This is a genomic window from Burkholderia sp. Ac-20384 (assembly GCF_017104605.1).
GTDB classification, from domain to species: domain Bacteria; phylum Pseudomonadota; class Gammaproteobacteria; order Burkholderiales; family Burkholderiaceae; genus Burkholderia; species Burkholderia lata.
Genome location: NZ_JAAGPE010000055.1, coordinates 20,165 through 45,280 on the forward strand (window position 1 = coordinate 20,165; position 25,116 = coordinate 45,280).

The window sequence follows — 25,116 nt, forward strand, 5'->3', positions numbered from 1 at the left end:
AGCCGTCCATTCACACTTCCCAACACTCGCTCGCCCCGTCGCTTGCAATTTTGCGGATCGCTGGTCGCCTTCCGGTATCTAGCATGAGTACTCCCGATGATGACCCTATGGAGAGTGCCCGTGACAGCATCGAAAGAGCGCTACTTATCGCTCGACGGATCGCAGATATGTCCGAACATGACGGATATGGCGTTCAGGAAAGAAATACTCGAATTGCGAGACGAGGCGGTGGCGATTGTCGAACAGCGCCGAAGGGATGTGGTTCGCTGGAGTCCAGCCACCGAAGCGCGGGTTATCGAATGGTTCGGCTCGGCACATTTCGATACGATACGGCGGCTGATATTTGGACTCGGCGCCCTTGCCAGCGTGATGTCGAATCTTGGCCCGAGAAACTTCGTCCGAATCGACTCCGAGGCCGATCGCGCGACAGGATGCCTGCCGAATACACAACATCTCGACGCTGAAGTCGCACATGTCTGTCGTCCGGATACGTCAACCCATACCATCGCCATCAACCTCCCCTTTTGCTCGCTGCCCCGGCGATCGGCCGGCAATCTCTCTTCGCAGCAACTGACGATCGTTCACGAATGCGCTCATTTTGCAGACACATTCGGTGCCGACGATCATGCGGGAGCATACGGGCGCTCGGCTTGCGCCCAGTTCGCAAAGCGCTTTCCGGACAAGGCGATCAGCAACGCGGACAACATCGCGTGGTTCATTCTGGCACGTTAGATCGGAGCGACTCATGCGACATGCCATTGCCACATTGACTGCCGCCCTGTCATTCCCGATGCAGGCCGATGCATGCAAGATCATGTTGACCGACAGCATGCAGTTGCCGATGAATGCAGTCGAAATCAACAACAGCGACAGACTGTCCGTCGTCAGGCACTACCTGACCGCCAAGGAGTGGACGCGCGAGGGCACCGCTGCATCGATTGAAGCGACAGCCTACGATTGGGAAAAACAACCGGTTCAACTCGCTCAACAACGCGGCGCACAGATGAAATCATTCCTCGTGCAGCTCGGCATGGTGCCCGATGACATCCATGTCGGCGAGCGAATCGTGTCGCGCCGGAACGGCAAGCTCGATCCCGACGACGCAAAGCAGCTTTGGGTTCAGTTCGTTCCCAAGTGCCCGCCCGAGGGGTGCCAGAGTCTCTGCAACTCGGCCGGTACACCTGGCGTCGCCAGTTATGCACTGACTCCCGAGACACCCGGCCCCCCGCCCGGTTCGTACCGTTTTACGTGCGACGATGACAGGGAACCCGCGCCGGCACGTTTCGTGACGTCCGAGCGCTGGACCGCTCGCACGCGCAACCAATCGCTGTTTTTGCGGGATGGGGACAAGAAGCCGCTTGCACACGTCTGCTACCGGATCAGCACAAGTGCAAAGCAGTACATCGGAATGACGGATGAGCACGGTCAAACTGCAACCATGCAGCTATTGGGGCCTGAATACACGCGGATCGAACTCAAGATCGCCCGACCCACGCAGTGATTCCCTACGCCCGGTCGCTCCGGGCGACACAGCGTCACCCGGAGCGCTGCGACACGCGGACGATCAAGCTGCTTCCACGCGTCGCTACGTTAATTTACCGGCGCGGCACCCCGTCGCGCCATTCGCCCCAGTGCGTCACGATGTCCTGCACGAGCGGATTGCCCGCGCGATACAGGTTTTCGGTCGCCGGGGCGAAGCCGCCCTGGTCCGCGTAGTTCAGCAGGTTGTCGGCACTCGTCTGCCCCGCATACGGCCGGTCGAAATCCGACCCCGTGCGCAGCACCGCGACGCGCGACAGGTCGACCCGCTTCACGCTCGCCGCGCGCTTGAGCGCTTCATACGTCGCGTTGTCTTCCTGCGCGGTCATGCAGTACGTGCCCTTGCCGTCGGTCAGGATCTTCGTCCACTGGCGCGCGCGTTCGCCGATCAGCGTGCCCGAGAACCACGTGTTGCCCGATGACGTATCGCACTGGATCACCGTCGGCGGCCGGTTCGCCGGCGCGTAGTTGAACTTCGCACGGGCGGCCTGCGCCTGCGCGCTGTCGGCAAGCACGACGTTGCGCGACAACGCGACCGCGGCGTCGGTCAGTTGCGGGTTGAGCTGGAACACTTCGGTGCGATAGTCGAGCGGCGGCTTGTCGTTCGGGCTCTTCGTGTTGATGCCGAGGAAGCCGGTGTTCCAGCCGGCCGGAATCTCGCGTGCATCGAGCTCCCACTGCAGGCTGAAATCGACGAGGTATTTCGACCACGCGGCCGAACCGACCGTGCCTTGCGCGGGGTCGACGCCCGCGATGCCGGAGATCAGGAAGTACGTGCGGCGCAGATCGAAGCGCTGCGAGAACGTGAGCGCCATGATCGTCGCCGACGCGTTCGCGTAGCCCATGCCGGTCGTGACCACGCATACGTCCTGCTTGTTGCAATGCACGTTCGGATAGTCGGGCGACAGGCCGGGCACGGCGATGTCGCGCCACGGGCCGATCCGGTCGAGCCAGGCCTGACCCTCCGGACCGAACATCGTGATGATCATGACCTTGACCGGGCGGCCCTGTGCACCGGTCTCGGCGAATGCATTGTTGCCCGCGTTGTTGCCCTGGTTGTCCTGCGCGATCGACGGCGCGGTCGCACAGGCGGCGAGCGAGAATGCAGCGGCGGAAAGAATGGAGCGAGTCAGCATCGGCGTTCCTTGTTTCGAGGATGTTGGGTGAGAACGGCTCTCGTAGACTGCGCGTCGGAGTATAGAACGCGCGTGCCCGATGCGGAACCCGACTACGAAACGACGCCGGTGCGTCGGTGTGGGTGCGGTGTGCGCGGAAATCGCGGCCGACATGCCCTGCGCGCGAATCCATACCGTCAGGAATACTATCCGGTTGATCGACGTCGACACGCCAATCGCACCGGCATCCACGTCACCCGGCGAACCGCTACAACCGCGCCAGCCCTGCCACCCCGTAACCCAGCACGACCAGCGCCGCAACCACGTGGCTCGCCGCGAGCAGCCCCGGCGACTTCACGATCCGGCCGATCACGCTGCCGCCGAATGCGAACACGAGCTGCCCCGCGAGGCTGCCGGCAAACACGCACGCGGCACCGAGCAGCCAGTGCCGATGCGCACCGGCGGCAGCCGTTGCATAGCCATAGAACAACAGGATCGTGAGCGGGTTCGCCAGCGTGACGAAGAACATCGATGAAAACGGGCGACTGCCCGGCGGCTGCGCATCGCCATCGAGCGTGCGGCGACGATCCCGCAGCGCCTGCCACAGCATCCGTGCCCCCATCGCGAGCAGCACGAGCGCACCGACCAGACGAAACAGCGACAGATGCGCGGCGAGCGTGCTCGCCAGCATCGCGCCGAGCGTGAACGCGACGACCGCATAGCAGCCGTCGGCCGTCGCGACACCCACTGCCGCGCGCACGCCGCTCGCGGTGCCGGCGCGCATCCCGTAGTTCGCGATCATCAGCGCAACGGGCCCGACCGACAGCGCGATCATCAGCCCGAACAGGAAGTCGTTCATCGGTCGTCGATGCCTTCGATGGAAGGCATCGATTCCAGCGACCGCGAAATTATCCGGCGTGGCGCTTCGGCGTCACGCGACATCGACGCGCGCCGGCCCGTCCACCATCTCGCCGATCACGCCCGCGCGATCGAAGCCGTCGGCACGGAAGCATGCGAGCACATCATCGACGGCCTCGGGCGCGCACGCGACCAGCAGGCCGCCCGACGTCTGCGGATCGGTCAGCAGCGCCTGTGCGACGGGCGGCAGCGTGTCGGCCAGCTGCACGTCGGAGCCGTACGCGGCCCAGTTGCGGCCCGACGCGCCGGTGAACACGCCGTCGGCGACGAATGCCTCGACGCCCGCAAGCCACGGCAGCGACCCATAGTGCACGCGCGCGGTGAGGTGCGCGCCGCGCGCCAGTTCGAGCGTATGGCCGAGCAGGCCGAAGCCCGTCACGTCGGTCAGCGCATGCACGCCCGGCAGCGCGGCAAGTTCGGCACCCGGCCGGTTCAGCTTGGTGGTTGTCGCGACCATCTGCGCATAGCCATCGGCATCGAGCTGGTTCTTTTTCAGCGCGGCGGACAGCACGCCGACGCCGAGCGGCTTGCCGAGCACGAGCACGTCGCCCGCACGCGCGGCCGCATTGCGCTTCACGCGCGACGGATGCACGACGCCGATTGCCGCGAGCCCGTAGATCGGCTCGACCGAATCGATCGAATGGCCGCCCGCAACCGGGATGCCGGCGTCCGCACAGACCGATTCACCGCCGCGCAGCACGGCCGCGATCGTTTCGTGCGGCAGCACGTTGATCGGCATGCCGACCAGCGCGAGCGCGAGGATCGGCTTGCCGCCCATCGCATAGACGTCGGACAGCGCGTTGGTCGCGGCGATGCGGCCGAAGTCGAACGGATCGTCGACGATCGGCATGAAGAAGTCGGTGGTCGCGACGATCGCCTGCTCGTCGTTGAGGCGGTAGACGGCTGCGTCGTCCGACGTCTCGGTCCCGACCAGCAGATCCGGGAACAGCGCGGGCGGCGTCGCGCGCTTCAGCAGCTCGGACAGCACGCCCGGCGCAATCTTGCAGCCGCAGCCGCCGCCGTGCGACAGGCTCGTGAGGCGCGGAACGGCAGGCTGGGCTTGGGTGGCTTCGGTCATGGTCGGCATCCGGTGAATAACAACACGCCATTATCGACAATTCCATGCGAGTGCGCCCGATACCCACATAATGACGGCGCCCCCTCCGCTCCTGCCCCTGTCCGCCCCTTCGTTCATGGATCACCTCTTCATCGGCCTCGTGCTGTGCTCCGCGTTGCTGCACGCGATCTGGAATGCCTTCCTCCACGTCAGCGAAGACCGGCTCGTCCAGCTCGGCACGATGTCGCTGCCGTATTTCGTGTTCGGCATCGCCGGCGCCGCGCTGCTGCCCGCGCCGGCGCCCGCCGCGTGGCCGTACATCGCCGGGTCGGCCACGCTCGAGGTTGCGTACTGCTTCACGCTGGCGCGCGCGTACCGTAGCGGCGAATTCGGGCAGATCTACCCGATCGCGCGCGGGATCTCGCCGCTGCTCGTGTCGGTACTGGCACTCGTATTTCTTCACGAACAACCGACGCCATTCGGCTTCGCAGGCATCGCGCTCGTGTCGTTCGGCATCATGTCGCTCGCGCTGCGACGCGGCTTCCGGTTCTCCGGCGAAGGCGTGCCGTTTGCGCTGCTCACGGGCGTGTTCATCGCCGCCTATTCGATCTGCGACGGCATCGGCTCGCGCGTGTCGGGCAATGCACTCGGCTACATCGCATGGGTGTACGTGCTGTGGAGCGTGCCGCAGTTCGTGCTGGTCTGCGCGGTGCGTGGCGGCCCGCGCGCGGTGCTCGGCTCGCGCACCGCGCTCACGCAGGGCGCGATCGCCGGCACGATCTCGCTCGCCGCGTACGGCATCGTGATCCTCGCGTACCGGTACTTGCCGGTCGGGACGGTGTCGGCGCTGCGCGAAACGAGCTCGATCTTCGCGGTCGCGATCGGCTGGCTCGTGATGCGCGAGCGGCCCGGCGCGCAGCGGCTCGCCGCGTGCGCGCTGGTGGTCGCGGGCGCGGCGCTGATCCGGCTGTAAGCCGAAAGCACGCGCCCGCGGCCTGCCGCCGCGTCAGAACTTGTGGCGGATGCCCGTCACCGCGACGATCTGCGTGCGCGTGCTCGACGGATTCGAGATCCCTTCGATCGCGGCCACCGCGTTCGACGACGCGCGCTGGTAGAACGCGTTCACGTAGACATCGGTGCGCTTCGACAGGAAATACTGCGCGCCGACGCTCGTCTGCAGGTAATGCGAGCTCGGCTTCGGCCCCTGTGACGCCAGTACCTGCGTATAGGTTTCACCGAGCGCGAACTGCAGCGCGGGCGTCATCAGGTAGCGCACGCTGCCCTCGTAGTTGTTGAAGCGCATCGCGCCGCCCGTCTGCAGGTTGAACAGCGAGCTCGTGTACAGCAGCCCGAACGTCGCGGCGCCCCACGCATACGCGCCGCCCGCGCCCCAGATCTGCTGGCGCGTCACGCCCTTGATGAACGTGTAGTAGTTGTCGGACGCCGCTGCCCCGGTGGTATCCAGCGCCGGATGATCGACGCGCACGTAGGCCGCACCGAGTTGCAGCGGCCCGTTCTCGTAGCTCGTGCCGAGGCTCCACACGCGGTTTTGCGCGAACGACGTCGAATTCGAGAAGCCGTACAGGCCGACCGCGCGCAGTCCGTACCACGTGGGCGTCTGATACTGCACCGAGTTGTTGGTGCGGAACGTGTTGTTCAGGTCGTCGGTGTCGAACGGATGCAGCGCGTACTGCGTGAGCGCGGTGGTCGCGCCGATCTGCAGCGGCTCCAGCACTTCCTGCGCCGCGTTGTACTGGCGGCCCATCGTCAGCGTGCCCCAGCGGTCGTTCTCCAGCCCGACGTATGCCCGGCGCCCGAACAGCCGGCCGCCCTGGCTCGCGGCGCCGCTCTCGATGTTGAAGCCGTTCTCGAGCCGGAACACCGCGCGCGTGCCGCCGCCGAGGTCTTCCTTGCCGAGCAGCCCGAAGCGCGTGCCCTGCTCGTTGCCGCCGGTCGCCTGCCACGCGGCGTGGCCGTTCTGGTTGTTCGTGTACGTGATCCCCGAATCGACTACGCCGTACAGCGTCACGCTCGACTGTGCATGCGCGTGCATTGCACCCGCCGCCGTTGCGATACCTGCCAGCGCGACCGCCATCCCTTTTCGTTTCATCTCCGACCCCTTTTATCGATTGAATATGGGGAGCGATTTATTTCGCTCGAAACGTGTTTTATTGAATAAAACATCGTCTTATTCATTGTCGAATTCGGTGATTTGAAGCGTCAAGCGATGCCAAAAATCGCGCACGGGAATCAAATACCCTCGAATCGCCAAGTGTTTCGAGGAATGAAACAAGCCCAATAACCACGGGCATTTCAGCCCGATCGCAACGCGTAATCCCGGTATCGAAAAAAGCCCTTGACCGCGATTTTCAGTCGTTGTGAAATATTGATACGCTGTTTTAATGATTAAAACAAACACACGAGACGCTTCGAGAAACTAGGTAAAGAACCTGATCCCCATGCTGACGTTTAATTGCAACAACGCGACTGCCGATGCATCGCCCGCGCATTTCATCGCGACGCCGACGGTGCCGGCCCTGCCGATCGTCGTCGACTCGCCGCACAGCGGCATCGCGTATCCGCCGGACTTCGCCACCGTCGCACCCGACGACGCGATCCGCACCACGTGGGACGCGTACATCGACGAACTGTGGGCCGGCGCCCCCGCGCACGGCGGCACGCTGCTCGGCGCGACGTTTCCGCGCGCGTACATCGATCCGAACCGCGCGGAAACCGACATCGACGAAACACTGCTCGCCGAGCCGTGGCCCGAGCCGCTGTCGCCGCAGCCATACACGCAGCGCGGGATGGGGCTGATCCGGCGCGACGCGCTGCCCGGCGTGCCGCTGTACGACCGCAAGCTGTCGCTCGCGGAAGTGCGCCACCGGATCGACGCGTATTACCTGCCGTACCGCCGCGCGCTCGCCGGCATCGCCGAGCCGCTGCACGCCGCGCACGGCGCGCTGTGGCACATCGATTGCCATTCGATGAAGTCGCGCGGCAACGCGATGAACGTCGACGCGGGCGAATTGCGTCCGGACGTCGTCGTCAGCGACCGGCGCGGCACGACCGCGGATCCGGCCTTTACCGCGTGGACCGCGCAGTGGTTCACCAACGCCGGCTATCGCGTGCAGGTCAACGACCCGTACCAGGGCGGCGACCTGCTGACCGCGCTCGCCGACCCCGCACGGCAGCGCCACAGCATCCAGATCGAATTCAACCGCGCGCTGTACATGGACGAGGCCGCATTCGCGAAACATGCGGGCTTCGCCACGCTGAAACGCTCGGTCGACGCGTATCTCGACGCGCTCGCCGATTACGTCCGCGCGCGCATCGCGCCGCAGGGAGACCCCGCATGACGACCTACATCGTCGACGCCGTCGACAGTGCGCTGAAGCTGCTGACCTACGTGGCCGAGCACCCGAACCTCGGCGTGACCGAGCTGGCGTCGCAGCTCGGCATCAACAAGTCGCGCACGTACCGGATGCTGTGCACGCTCGAACTGCATCGCTTTGTCGTGCAGGACCCGCGCACGTCCACCTATGCGCTCGGCCCGCAGGCCTTCGTGATCGGCGTGGCCGCGTCGCAGCAGAACGCGCTCGTGCGCGCCGCGCACCGGCACATGCTCGCCCTCAATCAGGCGATCAACGAGACCATCGTGCTGCGTGTACGCGAAGGGCTCGAATCGGTGTGCGTCGCGCGCTGCGAAACGACGCACACGGTGCGCACCGTCGGCGCGGTCGGCAATCGCCGGCCGATCAATTTCGGCGCATCGGGCAAGGTGCTGCTCGCGTTCGCGCCCGACCCGGTGCGCGACGAATATCTCGCGAAACTGCGCCGAAACGGGGAGGCCGACGATCCGGCGAAGCTCGCCGGCGAACTCGACGCGATCGCGCGCAAGGGCTACGCGGTGAGCAGCGGCGAGGTGACGCCCGGCGCGGTCGGGATCGCGGTGCCGGTGCGCGACCTGACGGGCGCGACGGTCGCCTCCGTCAGCGTGACGGGCCCCGAGGTGCGCGTGAGCCACGCCGACATTCCCGACTATCTCGAACGCCTGCAGGCGTGCAGCCTCGCCATTTCCGCCGAACTCGGCTACGTCCCGGCGCGCGCCGCGCTGCAACCGGCCTGACGGCCCGCTTCTTCTTCGACGAGGATCCGATGTCCGCCTCTTCCCCGAACCCGGCCGGCGCGCACGGCGCCGACACGCCCGCACTCGCGGCCGACGATCCGGCGGCGCTCGCCGGTCACAAGCCGCATCCGCACGGCAAGATGCTGCACCCCGTCGTGATGATGCTGTGGGTGCTCGCCGCGGCGATCGCGCTCACGTGGCTCGTCGACTCGGGCCAGTTCGCGCGCGACGGCCGGCTCGTCGTGCCGGGCACCTATCACGTGGTGCCGAAGACCACCGCCCTTTCCACGCTCGTCGCGCCGGCCGTCAGCCACAGCACGTCCGCGCAGGCGCTGCCGGCCAGCCTCGTCTCGGCGTTCGTCGCGGTACCGCAAGGGCTGCTTAAGAACGCGCCGCTGATCGTGATGGTGATGTTCGTCGGCGGGATGTTCGGCGTGATGCGACGCACGGGTGTCGTCGATGCCGGCATCGACCGGCTGCTGCAACTCACCGGCAACAACGCGTATCTGCTGACACCGATGCTGATGATCCTGATCGGGCTCGGCAGCACGCTGCTCGGCTTCATCTCCGAGTACCTCGTGATCATTCCGATGGTGGTCGTGATCGCGCGGCGCCTGGGTCTCTCCGACCTGTTCGCAGTCGCACTCGTCGCGCTCGCCGCGAAGATCGGCTATATCGCGTCGGTCACGAATCCGCTCGCGCTCGCCGTCGCGCAGCCGCTGGTCGGCGTGCCGCTGTTCAGCGGCGTCGCGCTGCGCGCGGCCGTGTTCGTCGTATTCCTGACGATCGGCATCCTGTACCTGCTGCGCTACGTGCGCAACACCGGCTATCGGGCCGGGCAGACCGCCGCGGGCCATGCCGCGCACGCGGCCGCGAAGCTGTCGCTGCGCCACAAGGCGACGCTGGTCGTGTTCGCCGCAGCGGTCGCGATGCTGATCTACGGCACGCGCGAGCTGAAGTGGGGCAACGTCGAGCTGGCCGCGTTCTACACGGCCGTGAGCATCGCGACGGCCATCATCGGCGGGCTCGATTCGCGCAGCGCGGCCGACGCGTTCGTCGACGGGATGAAGAACATGATGCTTGCCGCGCTGCTGATGGGGCTCGCCGCTTCCGTCGAGCTGCTGCTGCAGAACAGTCTCGTGCTCGACACGCTGATCAACTTCTTCACGCGGCTCGCGGACGGGCAGTCTCCAGTGTGGGTCGCGAACGGGCTGATGGGTGTGCAGATGGTGCTCGACGTGTTCATTCCGTCGGTGTCGGGCAAGGCCGCGGTCAGCATGCCGATCATCGGGCCGATCGCGCAGCTCTCGGGCGTGAGCGGCCAGACGTCGGTGCTCGCGTTCGTGCTCGGCGGCGGGCTGACGAACCTCGTCACGCCGACTTCAGGGATGCTGCTCGCGTATCTGGCCACCGCGCGCGTCGATTTCGGTGCGTGGATCCGCTTCGTGCTGCCGCTGTTCCTGACGCTGCTCGCGCTGTCGTGCGTCGTGCTGACGTTCGCGGTGTGGATCGGGTATTGAGGTTCGCCCGCAGGCACGGCAGGACGCGCATGCTCTCCCGGACGTCGAGAGAGCATGACGCCGTCCCGCCTCGATGGCGACGACGGGCATCGCAACGCCATGCCGCCACCGGCAGCGCCGTTCAAGCCACCTCGACCGCCTTGCCGAACGCCCGCTCGTCGATCGCCTCGGCCAGCGTCGCGAACGCGGTCGCGATCTCGTCCTCCGGCACGCACGCATAGCCGAGCAGCAACCCCGACGCCGCCCGTTCGCGGTCCGCGTAATACCCGGACAACGGCCGCACGACGATATTGCGTTCGAGCGCGGCCTGCGCGACCGCGCGATCGTCGACACCTTCCGGCAACTGCGTGACCAGATGCAGCCCCGCATCGCTGCCGAGCGCGTGCAGCGTGTTGCCGTAGCGTTGCGCGACCGCGTCGAGCAGCACCTCGCGGCGCTGCCCGTACAGCGTGCGCATCTTGCGGATATGCGACACGAAGTGCCCTTCCGCGATGAATTCGGCCAGCACGGCCTGCTGCAGCAACTGCCCTTCGCGATACAGCTCGGCGCTCGCGGTCGCGAAACTTTCCGCGAGCGGTTCCGGCGCGACCAGGTATCCGACCCGCAGCCCCGGGAACAGCGTCTTGCCGAAGCTGCCGACATAGATCACCTGCCCGGACGTATCGAGACCCTGCAGCGACGCGAGCGGCCGGCTGCCGTAGCGGAATTCGCTGTCGTAGTCGTCCTCGATGATCCAGCAGCCGTGCTGGCGCGCATATTCGAGCAGCATCCGCCGCCGCGCGAGGCTCATCACCATCCCGAGCGGGTACTGGTGCGACGGCGTGACGAGCATCAGCTTCGGCGGCTCGGCGAGATCGGCGGCCGACGGCGCGATGCCTTCGTCGTCGACCGGGATCGGCCGCGTCGTCAGCCCCGACACGTTCAGCACGCTGCGCACGCCCCAGTAGCACGGGTCCTCGGTCCAGATCGCGTCGCCGGGATCGGTCAAGAGCCGCACTGCGAGGTCGATCGACTGGTGGATGCCGGTCGTGATCACGATCTGCTCGGGCGTGCAGCGCACCGAGCGCGACGTGCGCAGGTAGTCGGCCAGCGCCTCGCGCAGCAGCGCGAGCCCGCCGCCCGGCGCGTAGGTCAGCAGGTCGGGGCGCAGCCGCCGCCAGTATTTGTTGTGCAGCCGGGTCCACACACGTGCCGGAAATCGCGACACATCGGGCACGCCCGGCATGAACGCGCCGCCCTGCCGTTTCGACACGCCGGCGCCTTCGACGAGCCGCGTACCGCGCGCGGACAGCCGCCGCGCGGACGGCTGCACGAGCGCCGGGTGGGTGGCGGCCGCGTCGGGCGGCGCACCGACGATCTCGTCCGGCGCGCTGTCGGCGACGAACGTGCCGCGGCCGGTCGCCGAATTCACGTAGCCTTCGAGTGCAAGCTGTTCGTAAACCTGCGTGACCGTGTTGCGCGCAATCCCGAGCTCGGCGGCCAGGAGCCGCGACGACGGCACGCGCGTACCGGCCGGCAGTTCGCGCGACAGGATCGCCTGTTGCAGCAGCCGGTGAAGCTGCCGGTAGATCGGCTGTTCGCCGCCGCGCACGAGGCGCTGCGCCAGCCAGTCCGACAACACGCTCGCGCGCATGATTGGCTCCTGAATATTTATTGAAATGGCTCTGATTGTCAGAGCCAAATGTGATTATAGTCGCCTCCATGGGCTGTCGAAGCGCCCGATTTTCTACTCACCGGAAAGAACATCAAGGAGATGACCGTGAAGAATGCCGACCTGCAGGCCCGCAAGAACGCCGCCACCCCGCGCGGCGTTGGCGTGATGTGCGATTTCTACGCAGCCCGCGCCGAGAACGCGGAACTGTGGGATGTCGAAGGCCGCCGCTTCATCGATTTCGCCGCCGGCATCGCGGTGCTGAACACCGGCCACCGCCACCCGAAGATCGTCAAGGCGATCGCGGATCAACTGAACAACTTCACGCACACCGCTTACCAGATCGTCCCGTACGCGTCGTACGTCGAGCTGGCTGAAAAGATCAACGCACGCGCACCGGGCGATTTCCCGAAGAAGACCGCGTTCTTCACGACCGGCGCAGAAGCCGTCGAGAACGCGATCAAGATCGCGCGGGCAGCGACCGGCCGTCCGGGCGTCATCGCCTTCTCGGGCGGCTTCCACGGCCGCACGATGATGGGCATGGCGCTGACTGGCAAGGTCGCGCCGTACAAGCTGAACTTCGGCCCGTTCCCGGGCGACGTGTTCCACGCCCCGTACCCGAACGCCGTGCACGGCGTGACGACCGCCGACTCGATCAAGGCGATCGAGATGCTGTTCAAGGCCGACATCGATCCGAAGCGCGTTGCCGCGATCATCTTCGAACCGGTCCAGGGCGAAGGCGGCTTCTACGCGGCGCCGGCCGAATTCGTGCGCGCGCTGCGCAAGATCTGTAACGAACACGGCATCCTGCTGATCGCCGACGAAGTGCAAACGGGCTTCGCGCGTACCGGCAAGCTGTTCGCGATGCAGCACTACGACGTGCTGGCCGACCTGATCACGATGGCGAAGAGCCTCGCGGGCGGCATGCCGCTGTCGGGCGTCGTCGGCCGTGCGGACGTGATGGACGCGGCAGCGCCCGGCGGCCTCGGCGGCACGTACGCGGGCAACCCGCTGGCCGTCGCATCGGCCCACGCGGTGCTCGAGATCATCGACGAAGAGAAGCTGTGCGAGCGCGCGACGCAATTCGGCGACGTGCTGAAGGCGAAGCTGAACGCGCTGCAGGCCGACGTGCCGCAGATCGCCGACGTGCGCGGCCCGGGCGCGATGATCGCGGTCGAGTTCCTGAAGCCGGGCTCGGGCGAGCCGGATGCGGAATTCACGAAGCGCGTGCAGACGCGTGCGCTCGAGCGCGGCCTGCTGCTGCTCGTGTGCGGCGTGTACTCGAACGTCGTGCGCTTCCTGTTCCCGCTGACGATCCCGCAAGCCGTGTTCGACGAAGCGCTCGTGATCCTCGAGGAAGTGCTGAAGGAAACGGTCGGCGTGCCGGCCTGAGTTTCCGTCGACTTCATCAACTGAATGCGCCGCCGCCGTCTTCGTGACGGCGGCGGCCGTTTCATCCGTCCTATTCGAAGCAGGTGATTCATATGAGCACTGTTCAGGAAACCCTGGCACTGAAAGACCCGTCGCTGTTCCGCCAGCAGGCGTACGTCAACGGCGAATGGCAAGGCGCGACGAACGGCGAGACGTTCGAAGTCCGTAACCCGGCGACGGGCGGCCTCCTCGGCACCGTGCCGGCGATGGGCACGGCCGAGACGCGTCACGCGATCGAAGCCGCGAACGCCGCATGGCCGGCGTGGCGCAAGAAGACCGCGAAGGAACGCGCGGTCGTCCTGCGCAAGTGGCACGACCTGATGATGGAAAACGCCGACGACCTCGCGCTGATCCTGACGACCGAGCAGGGCAAGTCGCTGGCCGAAGCGAAGGGCGAGATCGGCTATGCCGCATCGTTCCTCGAATGGTTCGCGGAAGAAGGCAAGCGCGTGTACGGCGACACGATCCCGACGCCGGCGAGCGACAAGCGCATCGTCGTGACGAAGGAAGCGATCGGCGTGTGCGCGGCGATCACGCCGTGGAACTTCCCGGCGGCGATGATCACGCGCAAGGTCGGCCCGGCACTCGCCGCAGGCTGCCCGATCGTCGTGAAGCCGGCCGAGGCGACGCCGTTCTCCGCACTCGCGATGGCCGTGCTGGCCGAGCGCGCGGGCGTGCCGGCGGGCGTGTTCAGCGTCGTCACGGGCGACCCGAAGGCGATCGGCGGCGAGATGACGTCGAACCCGATCGTGCGCAAGCTGTCGTTCACCGGCTCGACACCGGTCGGCCGCCTGCTGATGTCGCAGTGCGCGGCGACGGTCAAGAAGGTATCGCTGGAGCTCGGCGGCAATGCACCGTTCATCGTGTTCGACGACGCGGATCTCGACGCGGCCGTGCAAGGCGCGATTGCATCGAAGTACCGCAACAGCGGCCAGACCTGCGTGTGCACGAACCGTTTCTACGTGCATGAAGCCGTGTACGACCAGTTCGCGCAGAAGCTCGCAGCAGCCGTCGGCCAGCTGAAGGTGGGCCGCGGTACGGAGCCGGGCGTCACGCAAGGTCCGCTGATCAACGAAGCCGCCGTGCTGAAGGTCGAGGCACACATCGAGGACGCGCTCGCGAAGGGTGCGACCGTCGTGACGGGCGGCAAGCGTCACGCACTCGGCCACGGTTTCTTCGAGCCGACCGTGCTGACGGGTGTCACGCCGGCGATGAAGGTCGCGAAGGAAGAGACGTTCGGGCCGCTCGCGCCGCTGTTCAAGTTCGGCAGCGACGACGAAGTGATCCGCCTCGCGAACGACACCGAGTTCGGCCTCGCCGCGTACTTCTACAGCCGCGACATCGGCCGCGTGTGGAAGGTGGCGGAAGCGCTCGAATACGGGATGGTCGGCGTGAACACGGGCCTGATCTCGAACGAAGTCGCACCGTTCGGTGGCGTGAAGCAATCGGGCCTCGGCCGCGAAGGCTCGCACTACGGCATCGACGACTACGTCGTGATCAAGTACCTCTGCCTCGCCGTCTGACGGTTCAGGGCCTGGCACTTCGGTGACAGGCCCTGACCGCCCGGCCGGAGCCGGGCGGTCCGACGCGGGCCGGCGTCCCTCTCCGTCGTGCCCGCGTCATCTCTCCCCCTCCTCGCCTCTCCCCCTCCGCACCGCTTTCACGGGACCGCGATCCCCGCATCGGCTTTGGTCGAACGGCCGACCGTCGTCATCAGGCCACGCCAGGCCCCCAAAGCCCCTCCTCTCGGACAAAACCGAAAAACTAAAACCCTCGCGATATCGATACAAGCGTGCACACACGAACCTTACAAATTTGATACGATTCAATTTCATTTTGAAAGGTTTCGGGACACCGGACCGAGGGTGCCGGCGCCCGGCGCGAACACAGTCTGAACGATTGGGCACCAGGCGCAGGCGGTCGTCGTGAATCTTCGAGCCACGCCAAACGAGGATGCTGTTCATGGAAAGCCACGTAGGACCAACGTGCCTGCGCGCCCAACTCAAGCGGGGGTTGCTCGAGATCAGAGTCGACACCGCCGCCCTGCCCCCTGCGAACCTGTTCGGTTTCGCAGAGCGCCGGAATCCCAAGCGAGCCTTCCTCTTCGTATCCAAGGTCCTGGGCCGCCACATCCCGGCGCGCCCGTCGATCATGGCCGCCAGCTTCGAGCGTCTGGCTGCCGGAATTCCGGCGGACCTGCCCGGACCGGTACTGGTGATCGGCATGGCCGAAACCGCCGTGGGTCTCGGTGCCGGCGTGCACCGCGCCTATCGTGCGGGCCGCCCCGACAGCGTGTACCTCACCAGTACGCGTCATCCGCTCGGTACCGACGTCTTCGCTCGATTCGAGGAAGAACACAGCCATGCGAGCGCTCATCTGATCCACTTCCCGGTCGATCCCGAGATTCGTGACCTGATGCTGAAGGCGCGATCGCTGGTCCTGGTGGACGACGAAGCCTCCACCGGCAAGACCTTCCTGAACCTGCACCGCGCATTGGTCGAAGCAGGTCTGAGCAACGTCGAGCGCGTGGTCACGTGTGTCCTGACGGACTGGACTGCCGGTACCGTTCGTCAATCCATCGGGGAACCGGTCACCGCGGTATCGCTGCTGACCGGCGCCTACCAGTTCCACGAGGATCAGTCCGCGCCCCTCCCGGATATGCCGGACGTCGGCGCCGTTTCCATGAGCGCATGGCCTCTCTCGCCCCGCAATGACTGGGGGCGCCTGGGCGTTCGGGATGTGGACGACACGCTCGCGCCGGACGTTCAGGTCCAGCCCGGCGAGAAAGTCATTGTCGTCGGTACCGGCGAGTTCGTCTGGCGTCCCTTCCTGCTGGCGGAGCGCCTGGAGCGATCCGGCGCGGATGTCCATTTCAGCTCGACCACCCGGTCCCCCATCGCCCTGGGCCACGCGATCGGGCACGCGCTGTCGTTCCCCGACAACTACGGCCTCTGTATTCCGAACTTCCTCTACAACGTGAAGCCCGGCCAGTTCGACCGGGTCCTGATCTGCACGGAAACGCCCGCTCAGGCACTACCGGCAGCGCTCGTCGAGGCACTGAACGCCGAGGTGATCGTCGATGAGCGGTAATCGCCCCCTGGCATTCGTCGACCTCGACGACACCCTGTTCCAGACCGCCCGCAAGATGGCGGAAGGCGTCCCGCGAACGGCGGCCACGCTGGACGTGCAAGGTCAGCCAAACGGCTTCATGAACCCGGTCCAGCACGCGTTCATCACATGGCTGCTGGCCACCGCCGACGTCGTTCCGGTCACCGCGCGCAGCGTGGAGGCATACGGCCGCGTCATGCTTCCCTTCGCTGAAGGCGCAATCTGCTCGCATGGGGGCGTCATGCTCCGTCCCGACGGATCGCTCGATCAAGGCTGGCACAGGCAAATGGTCGAGGCCCTCCGGAGCGTTCAGGACCGACTGCCGGCACTCAGCGAGGCCACGCTGGAGATCGGCAGGGGGCTCGGCTACGCACTCCGCGGCTGGGTGGTGGAAGAAGAAGGCTTGCGCCACTACGTGGTGGTCAAGCACAACGAGTCCGACGACTCGGTGCTCGCCGAGGTGCTGGCCGAAGTCCGGTCCCGGCGCATGTTGGACGGCATGCACGTTCACGCGAACGGCAACAACCTCGCCTTCCTGCCGACGGGGCTGGCCAAGCGCGCGGCCGTTCACGAGTGGTTGCGCCGCGACCGTGAGATCCACGGCGAGCGACCGGTCCTGGGCTTCGGCGACAGCATCACCGATCTGGGGTACATGGACCTCTGCCACATGTGGGCGACACCGGCGCGCAGCCAGCTTGCGAATTGGGTGACGGGGACGATCCATGGGTAATCGCCTCGCGAGCCTGAACACCGTCGGCAGCGGCAGCTACGCTCCCGAAGACGTGCACTTCCTTCTGCGACACGTGCGGATGAGCGTCACCGACGTCGAGGAGAAGGAGCGTCTGATTCAGACGAATCAAAAACACTACTCGGAAATGATCGGCCTCGAGCAGGCGCCCACCGACGTGCACAAGCGCCTTTACGCTCGCGCGCTGGTGCAGAACGGCGCCCGCATGGCTTCGGATGTGCAGTCCCTCGCGATGGCGCTGAGTGCCGCCTACACCGGGCCGGATATCGCTCTGGTCTCGTTTGTTCGCGCCGGCCTGCCGCTTGGCGTGCTGCTGCGCCGGGCACTCGTGGAGATGGGGCGCGACGCCCGCCACTACGGGATCAGCATCGTTCGCGATCGCGGGATCGACACGGTTGCGCTGGAAGCCATCATCCGGTTGCATGGCGCCGAAAACATCGTCTTCGTAGATGGCTGGACCGGCAAAGGTGCTATTTCCGGCGAACTCACACGGACCCTGGCGGACGACACGCGCTTCCCTGAAGGTCCGCGCCTCGTGGTTCTGGCAGATCCGTGCGGCCGTGCATGGCTGGCTGCCTCCGCGCAAGACTGGACAATTCCGTCCGGCATTCTCGGTGCAACCGTTTCCGGGCTGGTGTCCCGCACCATCTGGCCGGCTCAAGGCGGCATGCATGGTTGCGTGGTCTACGAACACCTGCGCGAACACGATGTCACGCGCGAGTTCATCGACAGGATCGACACCGAACGCCGGGCGCTGGCAAACGCTCGTCCTGCCGTTCCGTGGACCAACGATCAGCGACTGACGCTCCAGGCGTCCGCGGACGATGTGGTGTCCGCGTTGGCAACCCGCTTCGACATCGGCAACCTGAACCGCGTGAAACCGGGTATCGCCGAGGCAACCCGGGCGGTCCTGCGCCGTGTGCCGGATCGCGTACTGGTACGTGACCGCAATGACAGCGACGTTCAGTTGCTGCTGCACCTCACCGAACGCGCGGGCGTGACGGTAGAGGAAGCGGGCGCCGATCTGGGTCCGTACCGCGCGGCAACAATCATTCGGAACGCGAAATGATTAAAACCATTTCTCCGTTCGCCCTCGGGGCGACTCTGTACATGCCGGCCACCCGCAGCGACATTCTGGATGTGGTGTCCGGCGCCAGGATCCCGGAGCTGCGCTCGCTGGTGGTCTGTCTGGAAGACGCGGTGGCGGCAATCGACGTCGAAAGCGCGCTGGCGAACCTGCAGGCGCTCCTCATGAATATCGATGCCCGGGGCGGGCGCGCCGAATCCGGTCCGTTGCTGTTCGTTCGGCCACGTGATGCCGCGATGGCGGCGGTGCTGAACGACTGGCCGCTGATGAAGCACGTCGATGGGTTCGTCGTACCCAAGTTGACCCTGCAATCCCTGTCGTCGTGGGAGAACGCGGTCAGTCGTCCTGACCTGTACCTCATGCCCACACTGGAGACGGCCGACGTTTATGACCCGGGCGCAATGGTCGAGCTTGGCTCGGCCCTGAAGGCCAACCTGAACCGACGCATCATCGCGCTGCGAATCGGCGGCAACGACCTGATGGGTTGTCTTGGTCTGCGGCGCAATCCGGCCACCACGATCTACAGCACGCCCATCGGCTACGTGATCCCCATGCTTGCCGGAATCATGGGGGCTCAGGGCTTTGCCCTGACCGCCCCTGTATTCGAGCAACTCGCCACGCCCCATCTCCTGAACGAGGAATTGGAACTGGACATCGCTCATGGCCTGGTAGGGAAGACGGCCATTCACCCGAGCCAGATCCGCATCATCCAGGAGGCGCTGCGCGTGAGCCTCGATGACTTCAACTGCGCCACGCTGATCGTCAACGATGCGGCCCCTGCCGTTTTCAAGCACAACGGCGCGATGTGTGAGCCGGCCACCCACTACAAGTGGGCGGTCAACATCCTCGAACGCGCCAAGTGGCACGGAGTGAGGCCCACCGCCCCGAGTAGCAGCGAGCACGGCGTCCGACTGGCGGAGGCCGGCTGATGAGCATGGACACGCGTGAGGCTGGCCCAAAAGAAGCACGGCCTGCTGTTGTCCGCCGACTCGATGTCGGCCGAGCGGCAGCGGCGACTTGCGTCCGGACCACGCGTTCGCGGCGGTCGCGCAAGACGCGTCATGGCGACTCTTTCCCCGTGTGGCGGCAATCCCGTTCACGGTTTGGCAAAGCCGGGACCGGGGAATGTGACTCCGTCCGATCCCTCGCACGAACACTGAACACTGAAGATCAACAAGGAGCGTAAAGATGGCACTCACCCTGAGCAAGAATCAGAGCATCTCGCTGGAAAAAACCGCGGGCCGTGGCTTGACCTCGATTAGTCTCGGCCTGGGTTGGGACCCGGTGAAGTCCGGTGGCTTCTTCTCGAAGATGCTGGGTGGCGGCAGCAACGACATCGACCTCGATGCTTCCTGCATCCTGCTGGACGGCGACATGAAATCCGTCGATCTGGTCTGGTTCCGGCAACTGGAATCCAAAGACGGCGCCATCGAGCACTCCGGCGATAACCTGACGGGTGAAGGGGATGGCGACGACGAAACCATCCACGTCGACCTGCAGCGCCTGCCGGGCACCATCCAGCACCTGGTGTTCACCGTGAACAGCTTCCGCGGTCAGACGTTCGACCAGGTCGAAAACGCCTACTGCCGCATCCTCGACGACTCCCAAAACCAGGAGCTGGCGCGCTTCAACCTGGCGGAGAAAGGTCGCCACACCGGTGTCGTCATGGCTAGCCTCAGCCGTGGCGGCGGCGGCTGGGAATTCAAGGCGATCGGCCAGTCCACCCACGGCCGCACCGCGGACGATCTCGTCAATCTGGCGATTCAGGCGGTGCGAGCATGACGACGCTGGTACCTGGCGGCAATGCGCCGGTTGCCACCGGCCAATTGCGTGTGGACATCAACTACGCGCCGATTCCAGGCGCGGAGATCGATATCTCTGCATTCGCGCTCACCTCTGCCGCGAAAGTCCGGGGCGATGGCGACATGTGCTTCTACGGCCAAACCAGTGTCCTGGGTGGCGCGGTTCAGTTGACCACCACGACGGCCGGCCGGGCAACATTCACCGTGGATCTCGCCCGGATCGACCCTGCCGTCGAGAAAGTCGCGCTCACCGCGACCATCCATGAGAACAGGGCGACCTTCGACCGCGTTTCGATGCTGGCACTGGCCGTTACGGGCGGGATCGAGGCGCGGATCCCGACGGCCGGGATGAATGAGACTGCGCTGATCCTCGGGGAGCTTTACCGCCGTCAGGACGCGTGGAAGTTCCGCTGTGTCGCGCAAGGCTTTGCCGGCGGCCTGGAGCCGCTGGCAAAGCACTTCGGAGTCGACATTGCCGCGCCTTCCGCTAGCCCGACGCAGAGCCCTCCCGCGCCGGCGCCGGCGCCCGTACCGGCACCGGCGCCCGCACCGGTACCGTCTGGCGCGCCGACGTCCACGATCCGGCTCAGCAAAATCACGCTCGACAAATCACGCCCCAGCATCAGTCTGGAGAAGACCGCTGCCGGCTTCGGCGAAATCAAGGTGAACCTGAACTGGAACCAGGGCACGAGTGGCCTGCTCGGCGGCTTCCTCGGAAAACGCAATGCCATCGACCTGGACCTGGGTTGCCTGTTTGAAATGCAGGACGGACTCAAAGGGGCCGTGCAGGCGCTCGGCAAGCGTTTCGGCGATCTGCGTGAGGAACCCTACATCCAGCTGATGGGCGATGACCGTACCGGCTCGGTTGCCGATGGCGAGTGGCTTCGCATCAACGGGCAACAGTGGAACAAGATCGAACGCATCCTGATTTTCGCGTTCATCTACGACGGCGCTCCGAACTGGAAGGCAACTGATGGTGTTGTAACCATTTTCGTGCCTGGCCAGTCCGAAATCGAAGTTCGCATGAACGAGGAGGGAGGCCGCCACGGCATGTGCGCGATTGCCCTGCTTGAAAACGTGAACGGGGCCGTCAAGGTCTCGCGTCGCGTCGACTTCCATCCCGGACACGAGGAAATGGATCGTGCCTACGGCTGGGGTATGCGCTGGAAAGCAGGCTCCAAGTAACCACTGACCCGGCGGGGCCGTCCGGCCCCGTTCACAGAGAGAAAACACATGCTCGATTGGCTGAAAACCAACGCGGCCAAAGCCCGCGAAACCTTGACCATCGAAGTCGCCAAATTCAAGAACCGGACGTTCATGGAGGCAACCGCCAATGCGTGCGCGCTGATCTCCGCCGCGGATGGCGAGATCAAATCCGAAGAGAAGCTGAAGATGGTCGGCTTCATCAACAACTCCCCGGAATTGAAGGTCTTCAACCTGAACGACGTGATCAAGGTGTTCAGCGACGCCTGCGGCAAGTTCGAATTCGATTTCCAGATCGGCCAGGCCGAAGCGCTGAAGGCCATCGGCAAGATCAAGGGCAAGGACGGAGAAGCACGCTTGCTGGTGCGCGTGGCCTGTGCCATTGGCGCATCCGACGGCCATTTCGACGACAAGGAAAAAGCGGCTTGCCGGCTGATCTGCCTGGAACTCGGCTTGAACCCGGTTGACTTCGAACTGTAGGAAACCGAAACGTGGAAACGACACACATTGGCTTTCCGCCGTTGACCATGGCCGTATTCGTCGGGCTGGCGCTGGCCGCCCTGCTGCTGGACATGGTTACCCACCGCGACGACAAACCGATCACCCTCGCCCGGGCGTCCATCTGGTCGGTATTCTGGGTGGCCATCTCCCTTGCATTCGCCGGCTTCCTGTACGTGCAGCATGGCGCGGAAGTGGCCAGCCTGTTCCTTACCGGCTATGCACTGGAGAAGGTCCTCTCCGTCGACAACCTGTTCGTCTTCATGGCGATCTTCGCCTGGTTCAAGGTCCCGGACGGCTTGCGTCACCGCATCCTGTACTGGGGCATCATCGGGGCCATCGTATTCCGCGGTGTCTTTGTCGTCATCGGTACCGGCCTGCTTGCATTCGGCCCGTGGGTCGAGATCGCCTTCGCGCTGATCGTCGCGTGGACCGCCGTCATGATGCTCAAGGGCGGTGACGACGATGACGAGGAGAAGGATTACTCCCAGCATCTTGCTTGCCGCTTGGCGAAAAAGCTCTTCCCCGTATGGCCCAGGCTGCACGGCCACAACTTCTTCGTGAGCCGCAAGACGCTCGAGGCGGAAGGACGGACGGCCGGGAACGACAAGAGCCTGGCGGCGAAAGGCAACCTCTTCGCCACCCCGCTGTTCCTCTGCCTGGTGGTGATCGAAGTGTCCGACGTCCTGTTTGCATTCGACTCGGTCCCGGCAGTCATTGCGGTCAGCCGTGAACCTCTGATCGTCTACTCGGCGATGTTGTTCGCAATCCTTGGCCTTCGCACCCTGTATTTCGTCCTGGAAGCGCTGAAGCGCTACGTGGTGCATCTGGAAAAGGCCGTGGTCGTCTTGCTGTTCTTCATCGCAGCGAAGCTGGGCTTGAACGCGACCGAGCATCTGTTCCACCACGGCATCAGCATCTCCCCGAACACCAGCCTGCTCATCGTGCTGATAGTCCTGGCTATCGGAATCCTGGCCAGCGTGATCTTCCCGAAAAAGGAAGACGCGCAAGCCGAACATCAGTAACCCGTCACAACCCAAAGGAGCTGTTTTCATGGCACTGACTCTTCAAAAAGGCGGCAACCTCTCGCTCTCCAAAACCGACCCGAGCCTGACCAGGATCCTGGTTGGCCTGGGCTGGGACCCGCGCGCGACCGATGGCACCGAGTTCGATCTCGACGCCAGCGCGTTCCTGCTTGGGGCCAACGGCAAAGTCCGCGGTGAAGCCGACTTCATCTTCTACAACCAATTGCGCAGCCAGGACGGTTCTGTCGAACATACCGGCGACAACCGTACCGGCGCTGGCGACGGCGACGACGAAGTCCTCAAGGTCGACCTGAGCCGCGTTCCGGCCGACATCGACAAGATCGCCTTCACCGTCACCATCCACGACGCCGAAGCGCGCAAGCAGAACTTCGGCCAGGTCAGCAATTCGTTCATCCGCGTCGTGAACGAGACCTCCGGTGCAGAGGTGGTCCGCTACGACCTGGCGGAAGACGCCTCCACCGAAACCGCGATGATCTTCGCGGAGTTGTACCGCAGCAGCGGCGAGTGGAAATTCCGCGCCGTGGGCCAAGGCTACGCCGGCGGCCTGCGTGCCCTGGCCAACAGCTACGGCATGAACTTCTGAACGGTCTCCTCACCTGAACAAGGAATCACACCATGGCTGTCAGTTTGTCCAAAGGCGGTAACGTCTCCCTGTCGAAAGAGGCCCCGGACCTGAGCGAAGTCGTCGTCGGCCTGGGCTGGGACCCGCGCGTCACCGACGGCACCGAGTTCGACCTCGACGCCTCGATCTTCGTCACCGGTGAAAACGGTAAAGTCCTGAGCGACGCCAGCTTCATCTTCTACAACAACAAGAAGTCTGCCGACGGCTCCGTCGAGCACCTGGGCGACAACCGTTCCGGCCAGGGCGATGGCGACGACGAGCAGGTCAACGTGAAGCTCACTGGCCTGGCGGCCGATGTGAAGAAGCTGGTCTTCGCCGTCACGATTCACGATGCCGAGGCCCGCAAGCAGTCATTCGGCCAAGTGAGCAACGCCTATATCCGCGTCCTGAACAAGGCCGACAGCAAGGAAATCGCGCGCTACGACCTGTCCGAAGACGCCTCCACCGAAACCGCCATGGTCTTCGGCGAGCTGTATCGCCACAACGACGAGTTCAAGTTCAAGGCGATCGGACAAGGTTTCACCGGTGGCCTGAAGCCTCTGGCAGAAGCTCACGGTGTGAGCATCGGTTAATCCGAACGGCAGGAAAATCTCCAGCTTGACTGGTCGCGCCGTTCAGTTCTCGACTGAACGGCGCACGCCACGCACGACGTCGGTCGAAATGCGTGAAGACCAACGGTTCAAGCCACGATCACCGAAACACGTTCACCGCCTCCACCAACCGCGTCGCCTGCTGCTTCAGGCTCTCCGACGCCGCCGTACTCTGTTCGACCAGCGCCGCGTTCTGCTGCGTGATGTTGTCCAGATGCACGACCGCCTGGTCGACCTGCGCAACCCCCGTGCTCTGCTCCGCCGTCGACGAGCTGATCTCCGCGATCAGATCCGACACGCGCTTCACCTGCGTGACGATATCCTCCATCGTCTTGCCCGCCCCATCGACAATCCGCGCGCCCGACTCGACGCGATCGACACTCGCACCGATCAACGTCTTGATCTCCTTCGCCGCATTCGCGCTACGCTGCGCGAGCGCCCGCACCTCACCGGCAACCACCGCGAATCCACGCCCCTGATCGCCTGCGCGCGCCGCTTCCACGGCCGCGTTCAGCGCAAGGATGTTGGTCTGGAACGCGATGCCGTCGATCACGCCGATGATGTCCGAGATCTTGCGCGAGCTCGCCGTGATGTCGTTCATCGTTGCGACCACCTCGCTCACCGCCTGCCCGCCGCGCCCCGCCGCTTCGCTCGCGGACACCGACAACTGGTTCGCCTGCAGCGCCGTCTCCGCATTGCTCGACACGGTCGCCGTCATCTCGGCCATCGACGCGGCCGTCTGCTGCACGCTCGTCGATGCCTGCTCGGTGCGCGCGCTGAGGTCGTTGTTGCCCTGCGCGATCTCGTTGCTCGCGCGCTGCACGTTCAGCACCTGCTCGCTGACATCGTCGACGAGCCAGCGGAACATCAGCCCAAGCTGGTTGATCGTGCGCAGCGTCATGCCGATCTCGTCGACGCGATTCATCCGCACGCCGCTGCGGCTCTCGCCGGTCGCGACACGCAACGCCTCATCGCGCAACTGCATGAGCGGGCGCGCAATCTGCGCATCGAGCCACAGCCCCGCGGCGGCGGCCGCGCCGGCCGTCACCGCC

At 65.2% G+C, this 25,116-nt stretch carries 24 protein-coding genes; 18 read left to right on the plus strand and 6 right to left on the minus strand.

Annotation, left to right across the window (positions count from 1 at the left end):
- The first annotated feature begins 120 nt into the window (after positions 1 to 120).
- Together G3O00_RS13355 and G3O00_RS13360 are read left to right on the plus strand one after the other, a co-directional pair.
- On the plus strand, positions 121 to 732 hold the full coding sequence (locus G3O00_RS13355) for a M35 family metallo-endopeptidase (protein ID WP_346778971.1): 612 nt from the start codon (positions 121 to 123) through the stop codon (positions 730 to 732).
- Positions 733 to 745: 13 nt separating this feature from the next.
- Positions 746 to 1,501, plus strand: coding sequence for a hypothetical protein (locus G3O00_RS13360; protein ID WP_206143223.1), 756 nt, complete (start codon positions 746 to 748; stop codon positions 1,499 to 1,501).
- A 94-nt stretch (positions 1,502 to 1,595) separates the two neighbouring features.
- Here G3O00_RS13360 and G3O00_RS13365 read toward each other — a convergent pair whose 3' ends face one another.
- From G3O00_RS13365 to selD, 3 genes are all read right to left on the minus strand, one after another.
- Positions 1,596 to 2,675, minus strand: a complete 1,080-nt coding sequence (locus G3O00_RS13365) for a purine nucleoside permease (protein ID WP_011353903.1) — start codon at positions 2,673 to 2,675, stop codon at positions 1,596 to 1,598.
- 247 nt (positions 2,676 to 2,922) lie between these two features.
- Positions 2,923 to 3,513, minus strand: coding sequence for a LysE family transporter (locus tag G3O00_RS13370; protein WP_206143224.1), 591 nt, complete (start codon positions 3,511 to 3,513; stop codon positions 2,923 to 2,925).
- Positions 3,514 to 3,585: 72 nt separating this feature from the next.
- Positions 3,586 to 4,650 (minus strand): selenide, water dikinase SelD, encoded by a 1,065-nt coding sequence (selD, locus tag G3O00_RS13375; protein ID WP_206143225.1) that lies wholly within the window; start codon positions 4,648 to 4,650, stop codon positions 3,586 to 3,588.
- Between the two features lie 115 nt (positions 4,651 to 4,765).
- On the opposite strand from selD, the gene G3O00_RS13380 reads away from it, so the two are divergent.
- Positions 4,766 to 5,602 carry a DMT family transporter gene (locus G3O00_RS13380; protein WP_206143226.1) on the plus strand — a complete coding sequence of 279 codons (837 nt, stop codon included), beginning with the start codon at positions 4,766 to 4,768 and terminating at the stop codon, positions 5,600 to 5,602.
- Positions 5,603 to 5,635: 33 nt separating this feature from the next.
- On the opposite strand, the gene G3O00_RS13385 is transcribed toward G3O00_RS13380, so the two are convergent.
- A complete protein-coding gene (locus tag G3O00_RS13385; RefSeq protein ID WP_011353899.1) occupies positions 5,636 to 6,739 on the minus strand; it encodes a porin in 1,104 nt (367 codons plus the stop codon).
- A gap of 349 nt (positions 6,740 to 7,088) precedes the next feature.
- Between G3O00_RS13385 and G3O00_RS13390 the strand changes: the two genes are divergently transcribed.
- From G3O00_RS13390 to G3O00_RS13400, 3 genes are read left to right on the plus strand one after another with little or no spacing between them, the layout of a single operon-like run.
- Positions 7,089 to 7,988 (plus strand): N-formylglutamate amidohydrolase, encoded by a 900-nt coding sequence (locus G3O00_RS13390; protein ID WP_174933336.1) that lies wholly within the window; start codon positions 7,089 to 7,091, stop codon positions 7,986 to 7,988.
- Entirely contained in the window at positions 7,985 to 8,758 is a 774-nt protein-coding gene (locus G3O00_RS13395) for an IclR family transcriptional regulator (protein ID WP_206143227.1), read from the plus strand. The genes G3O00_RS13390 and G3O00_RS13395 overlap by 4 nt, the downstream gene beginning before the upstream one ends.
- Positions 8,759 to 8,787: 29 nt before the next feature.
- Complete coding sequence (locus tag G3O00_RS13400) at positions 8,788 to 10,278, plus strand: YfcC family protein (RefSeq protein WP_206143228.1); 1,491 nt, start codon at positions 8,788 to 8,790, stop codon at positions 10,276 to 10,278.
- Positions 10,279 to 10,399: 121 nt separating this feature from the next.
- On the opposite strand, the gene G3O00_RS13405 is transcribed toward G3O00_RS13400, so the two are convergent.
- On the minus strand, positions 10,400 to 11,911 hold the full coding sequence (locus G3O00_RS13405) for a PLP-dependent aminotransferase family protein (RefSeq protein ID WP_174933332.1): 1,512 nt from the start codon (positions 11,909 to 11,911) through the stop codon (positions 10,400 to 10,402).
- 126 nt (positions 11,912 to 12,037) lie between these two features.
- On the opposite strand from G3O00_RS13405, the gene G3O00_RS13410 reads away from it, so the two are divergent.
- The 12 genes from G3O00_RS13410 to G3O00_RS13465 all read left to right on the plus strand — a co-directional run bounded on the left by G3O00_RS13410 (position 12,038) and on the right by G3O00_RS13465 (position 24,046).
- Complete coding sequence (locus G3O00_RS13410; RefSeq protein WP_206143229.1) at positions 12,038 to 13,321, plus strand: 4-aminobutyrate--2-oxoglutarate transaminase; 1,284 nt, start codon at positions 12,038 to 12,040, stop codon at positions 13,319 to 13,321.
- Positions 13,322 to 13,413: 92 nt separating this feature from the next.
- Entirely contained in the window at positions 13,414 to 14,883 is a 1,470-nt protein-coding gene (gabD, locus tag G3O00_RS13415; protein ID WP_174933328.1) for an NADP-dependent succinate-semialdehyde dehydrogenase, read from the plus strand.
- A 439-nt stretch (positions 14,884 to 15,322) separates the two neighbouring features.
- On the plus strand, positions 15,323 to 16,450 hold the full coding sequence (locus G3O00_RS13420) for a phosphoribosyltransferase domain-containing protein (RefSeq protein ID WP_206143230.1): 1,128 nt from the start codon (positions 15,323 to 15,325) through the stop codon (positions 16,448 to 16,450).
- On the plus strand, positions 16,440 to 17,198 hold the full coding sequence (locus G3O00_RS13425) for a trehalose phosphatase (RefSeq protein ID WP_206143231.1): 759 nt from the start codon (positions 16,440 to 16,442) through the stop codon (positions 17,196 to 17,198). Before G3O00_RS13420 ends, G3O00_RS13425 begins: the two co-directional genes overlap by 11 nt.
- Positions 17,191 to 18,285: a cysteine protease StiP family protein gene (locus tag G3O00_RS13430; RefSeq protein ID WP_206143232.1), complete on the plus strand. Its 1,095-nt coding sequence runs from the start codon at positions 17,191 to 17,193 to the stop codon at positions 18,283 to 18,285. The genes G3O00_RS13425 and G3O00_RS13430 overlap by 8 nt, the downstream gene beginning before the upstream one ends.
- Positions 18,282 to 19,232, plus strand: a complete 951-nt coding sequence (locus G3O00_RS13435; RefSeq protein WP_206143233.1) for an HpcH/HpaI aldolase/citrate lyase family protein — start codon at positions 18,282 to 18,284, stop codon at positions 19,230 to 19,232. The genes G3O00_RS13430 and G3O00_RS13435 overlap by 4 nt, the downstream gene beginning before the upstream one ends.
- A 259-nt stretch (positions 19,233 to 19,491) precedes the next feature.
- Complete coding sequence (locus tag G3O00_RS13440; RefSeq protein ID WP_011353888.1) at positions 19,492 to 20,085, plus strand: TerD family protein; 594 nt, start codon at positions 19,492 to 19,494, stop codon at positions 20,083 to 20,085.
- On the plus strand, positions 20,082 to 21,290 hold the full coding sequence (locus G3O00_RS13445) for a TerD family protein (protein WP_206143234.1): 1,209 nt from the start codon (positions 20,082 to 20,084) through the stop codon (positions 21,288 to 21,290). The genes G3O00_RS13440 and G3O00_RS13445 overlap by 4 nt, the downstream gene beginning before the upstream one ends.
- A 48-nt stretch (positions 21,291 to 21,338) precedes the next feature.
- Positions 21,339 to 21,788: a tellurite resistance TerB family protein gene (locus G3O00_RS13450; RefSeq protein WP_011353886.1), complete on the plus strand. Its 450-nt coding sequence runs from the start codon at positions 21,339 to 21,341 to the stop codon at positions 21,786 to 21,788.
- A gap of 11 nt (positions 21,789 to 21,799) precedes the next feature.
- Complete coding sequence (locus G3O00_RS13455) at positions 21,800 to 22,831, plus strand: TerC/Alx family metal homeostasis membrane protein (protein ID WP_206143235.1); 1,032 nt, start codon at positions 21,800 to 21,802, stop codon at positions 22,829 to 22,831.
- A 28-nt stretch (positions 22,832 to 22,859) separates the two neighbouring features.
- Positions 22,860 to 23,435, plus strand: coding sequence for a TerD family protein (locus G3O00_RS13460; protein WP_011353884.1), 576 nt, complete (start codon positions 22,860 to 22,862; stop codon positions 23,433 to 23,435).
- Positions 23,436 to 23,467: 32 nt separating this feature from the next.
- Entirely contained in the window at positions 23,468 to 24,046 is a 579-nt protein-coding gene (locus G3O00_RS13465) for a TerD family protein (protein ID WP_206143236.1), read from the plus strand.
- Between the two features lie 118 nt (positions 24,047 to 24,164).
- Here the strand turns inward: G3O00_RS13465 and G3O00_RS13470 are convergent.
- Positions 24,165 to 25,116 (minus strand): methyl-accepting chemotaxis protein (locus G3O00_RS13470; protein ID WP_241025122.1); only part of this gene is annotated, 952 nt, incomplete at its 5' end.

Coding starts and splice junctions, on each gene's coding strand:
- G3O00_RS13360 (WP_206143223.1), top strand. CDS start 746: ATGCGACATGCCATTGCCACATTGACTGCCGCCCTGTCATTCCCGATG.
- G3O00_RS13365 (WP_011353903.1), bottom strand. CDS start 2,675: ATGCTGACTCGCTCCATTCTTTCCGCCGCTGCATTCTCGCTCGCCGCC.
- G3O00_RS13370 (WP_206143224.1), bottom strand. CDS start 3,513: ATGAACGACTTCCTGTTCGGGCTGATGATCGCGCTGTCGGTCGGGCCC.
- selD (WP_206143225.1), bottom strand. CDS start 4,650: ATGACCGAAGCCACCCAAGCCCAGCCTGCCGTTCCGCGCCTCACGAGC.
- G3O00_RS13380 (WP_206143226.1), top strand. CDS start 4,766: ATGGATCACCTCTTCATCGGCCTCGTGCTGTGCTCCGCGTTGCTGCAC.
- G3O00_RS13385 (WP_011353899.1), bottom strand. CDS start 6,739: ATGAAACGAAAAGGGATGGCGGTCGCGCTGGCAGGTATCGCAACGGCG.
- G3O00_RS13390 (WP_174933336.1), top strand. CDS start 7,089: ATGCTGACGTTTAATTGCAACAACGCGACTGCCGATGCATCGCCCGCG.
- G3O00_RS13395 (WP_206143227.1), top strand. CDS start 7,985: ATGACGACCTACATCGTCGACGCCGTCGACAGTGCGCTGAAGCTGCTG.
- G3O00_RS13400 (WP_206143228.1), top strand. CDS start 8,788: ATGTCCGCCTCTTCCCCGAACCCGGCCGGCGCGCACGGCGCCGACACG.
- G3O00_RS13405 (WP_174933332.1), bottom strand. CDS start 11,911: ATGCGCGCGAGCGTGTTGTCGGACTGGCTGGCGCAGCGCCTCGTGCGC.
- gabD (WP_174933328.1), top strand. CDS start 13,414: ATGAGCACTGTTCAGGAAACCCTGGCACTGAAAGACCCGTCGCTGTTC.
- G3O00_RS13420 (WP_206143230.1), top strand. CDS start 15,323: ATGGAAAGCCACGTAGGACCAACGTGCCTGCGCGCCCAACTCAAGCGG.
- G3O00_RS13425 (WP_206143231.1), top strand. CDS start 16,440: ATGAGCGGTAATCGCCCCCTGGCATTCGTCGACCTCGACGACACCCTG.
- G3O00_RS13430 (WP_206143232.1), top strand. CDS start 17,191: ATGGGTAATCGCCTCGCGAGCCTGAACACCGTCGGCAGCGGCAGCTAC.
- G3O00_RS13435 (WP_206143233.1), top strand. CDS start 18,282: ATGATTAAAACCATTTCTCCGTTCGCCCTCGGGGCGACTCTGTACATG.
- G3O00_RS13440 (WP_011353888.1), top strand. CDS start 19,492: ATGGCACTCACCCTGAGCAAGAATCAGAGCATCTCGCTGGAAAAAACC.
- G3O00_RS13445 (WP_206143234.1), top strand. CDS start 20,082: ATGACGACGCTGGTACCTGGCGGCAATGCGCCGGTTGCCACCGGCCAA.
- G3O00_RS13450 (WP_011353886.1), top strand. CDS start 21,339: ATGCTCGATTGGCTGAAAACCAACGCGGCCAAAGCCCGCGAAACCTTG.
- G3O00_RS13460 (WP_011353884.1), top strand. CDS start 22,860: ATGGCACTGACTCTTCAAAAAGGCGGCAACCTCTCGCTCTCCAAAACC.
- G3O00_RS13465 (WP_206143236.1), top strand. CDS start 23,468: ATGGCTGTCAGTTTGTCCAAAGGCGGTAACGTCTCCCTGTCGAAAGAG.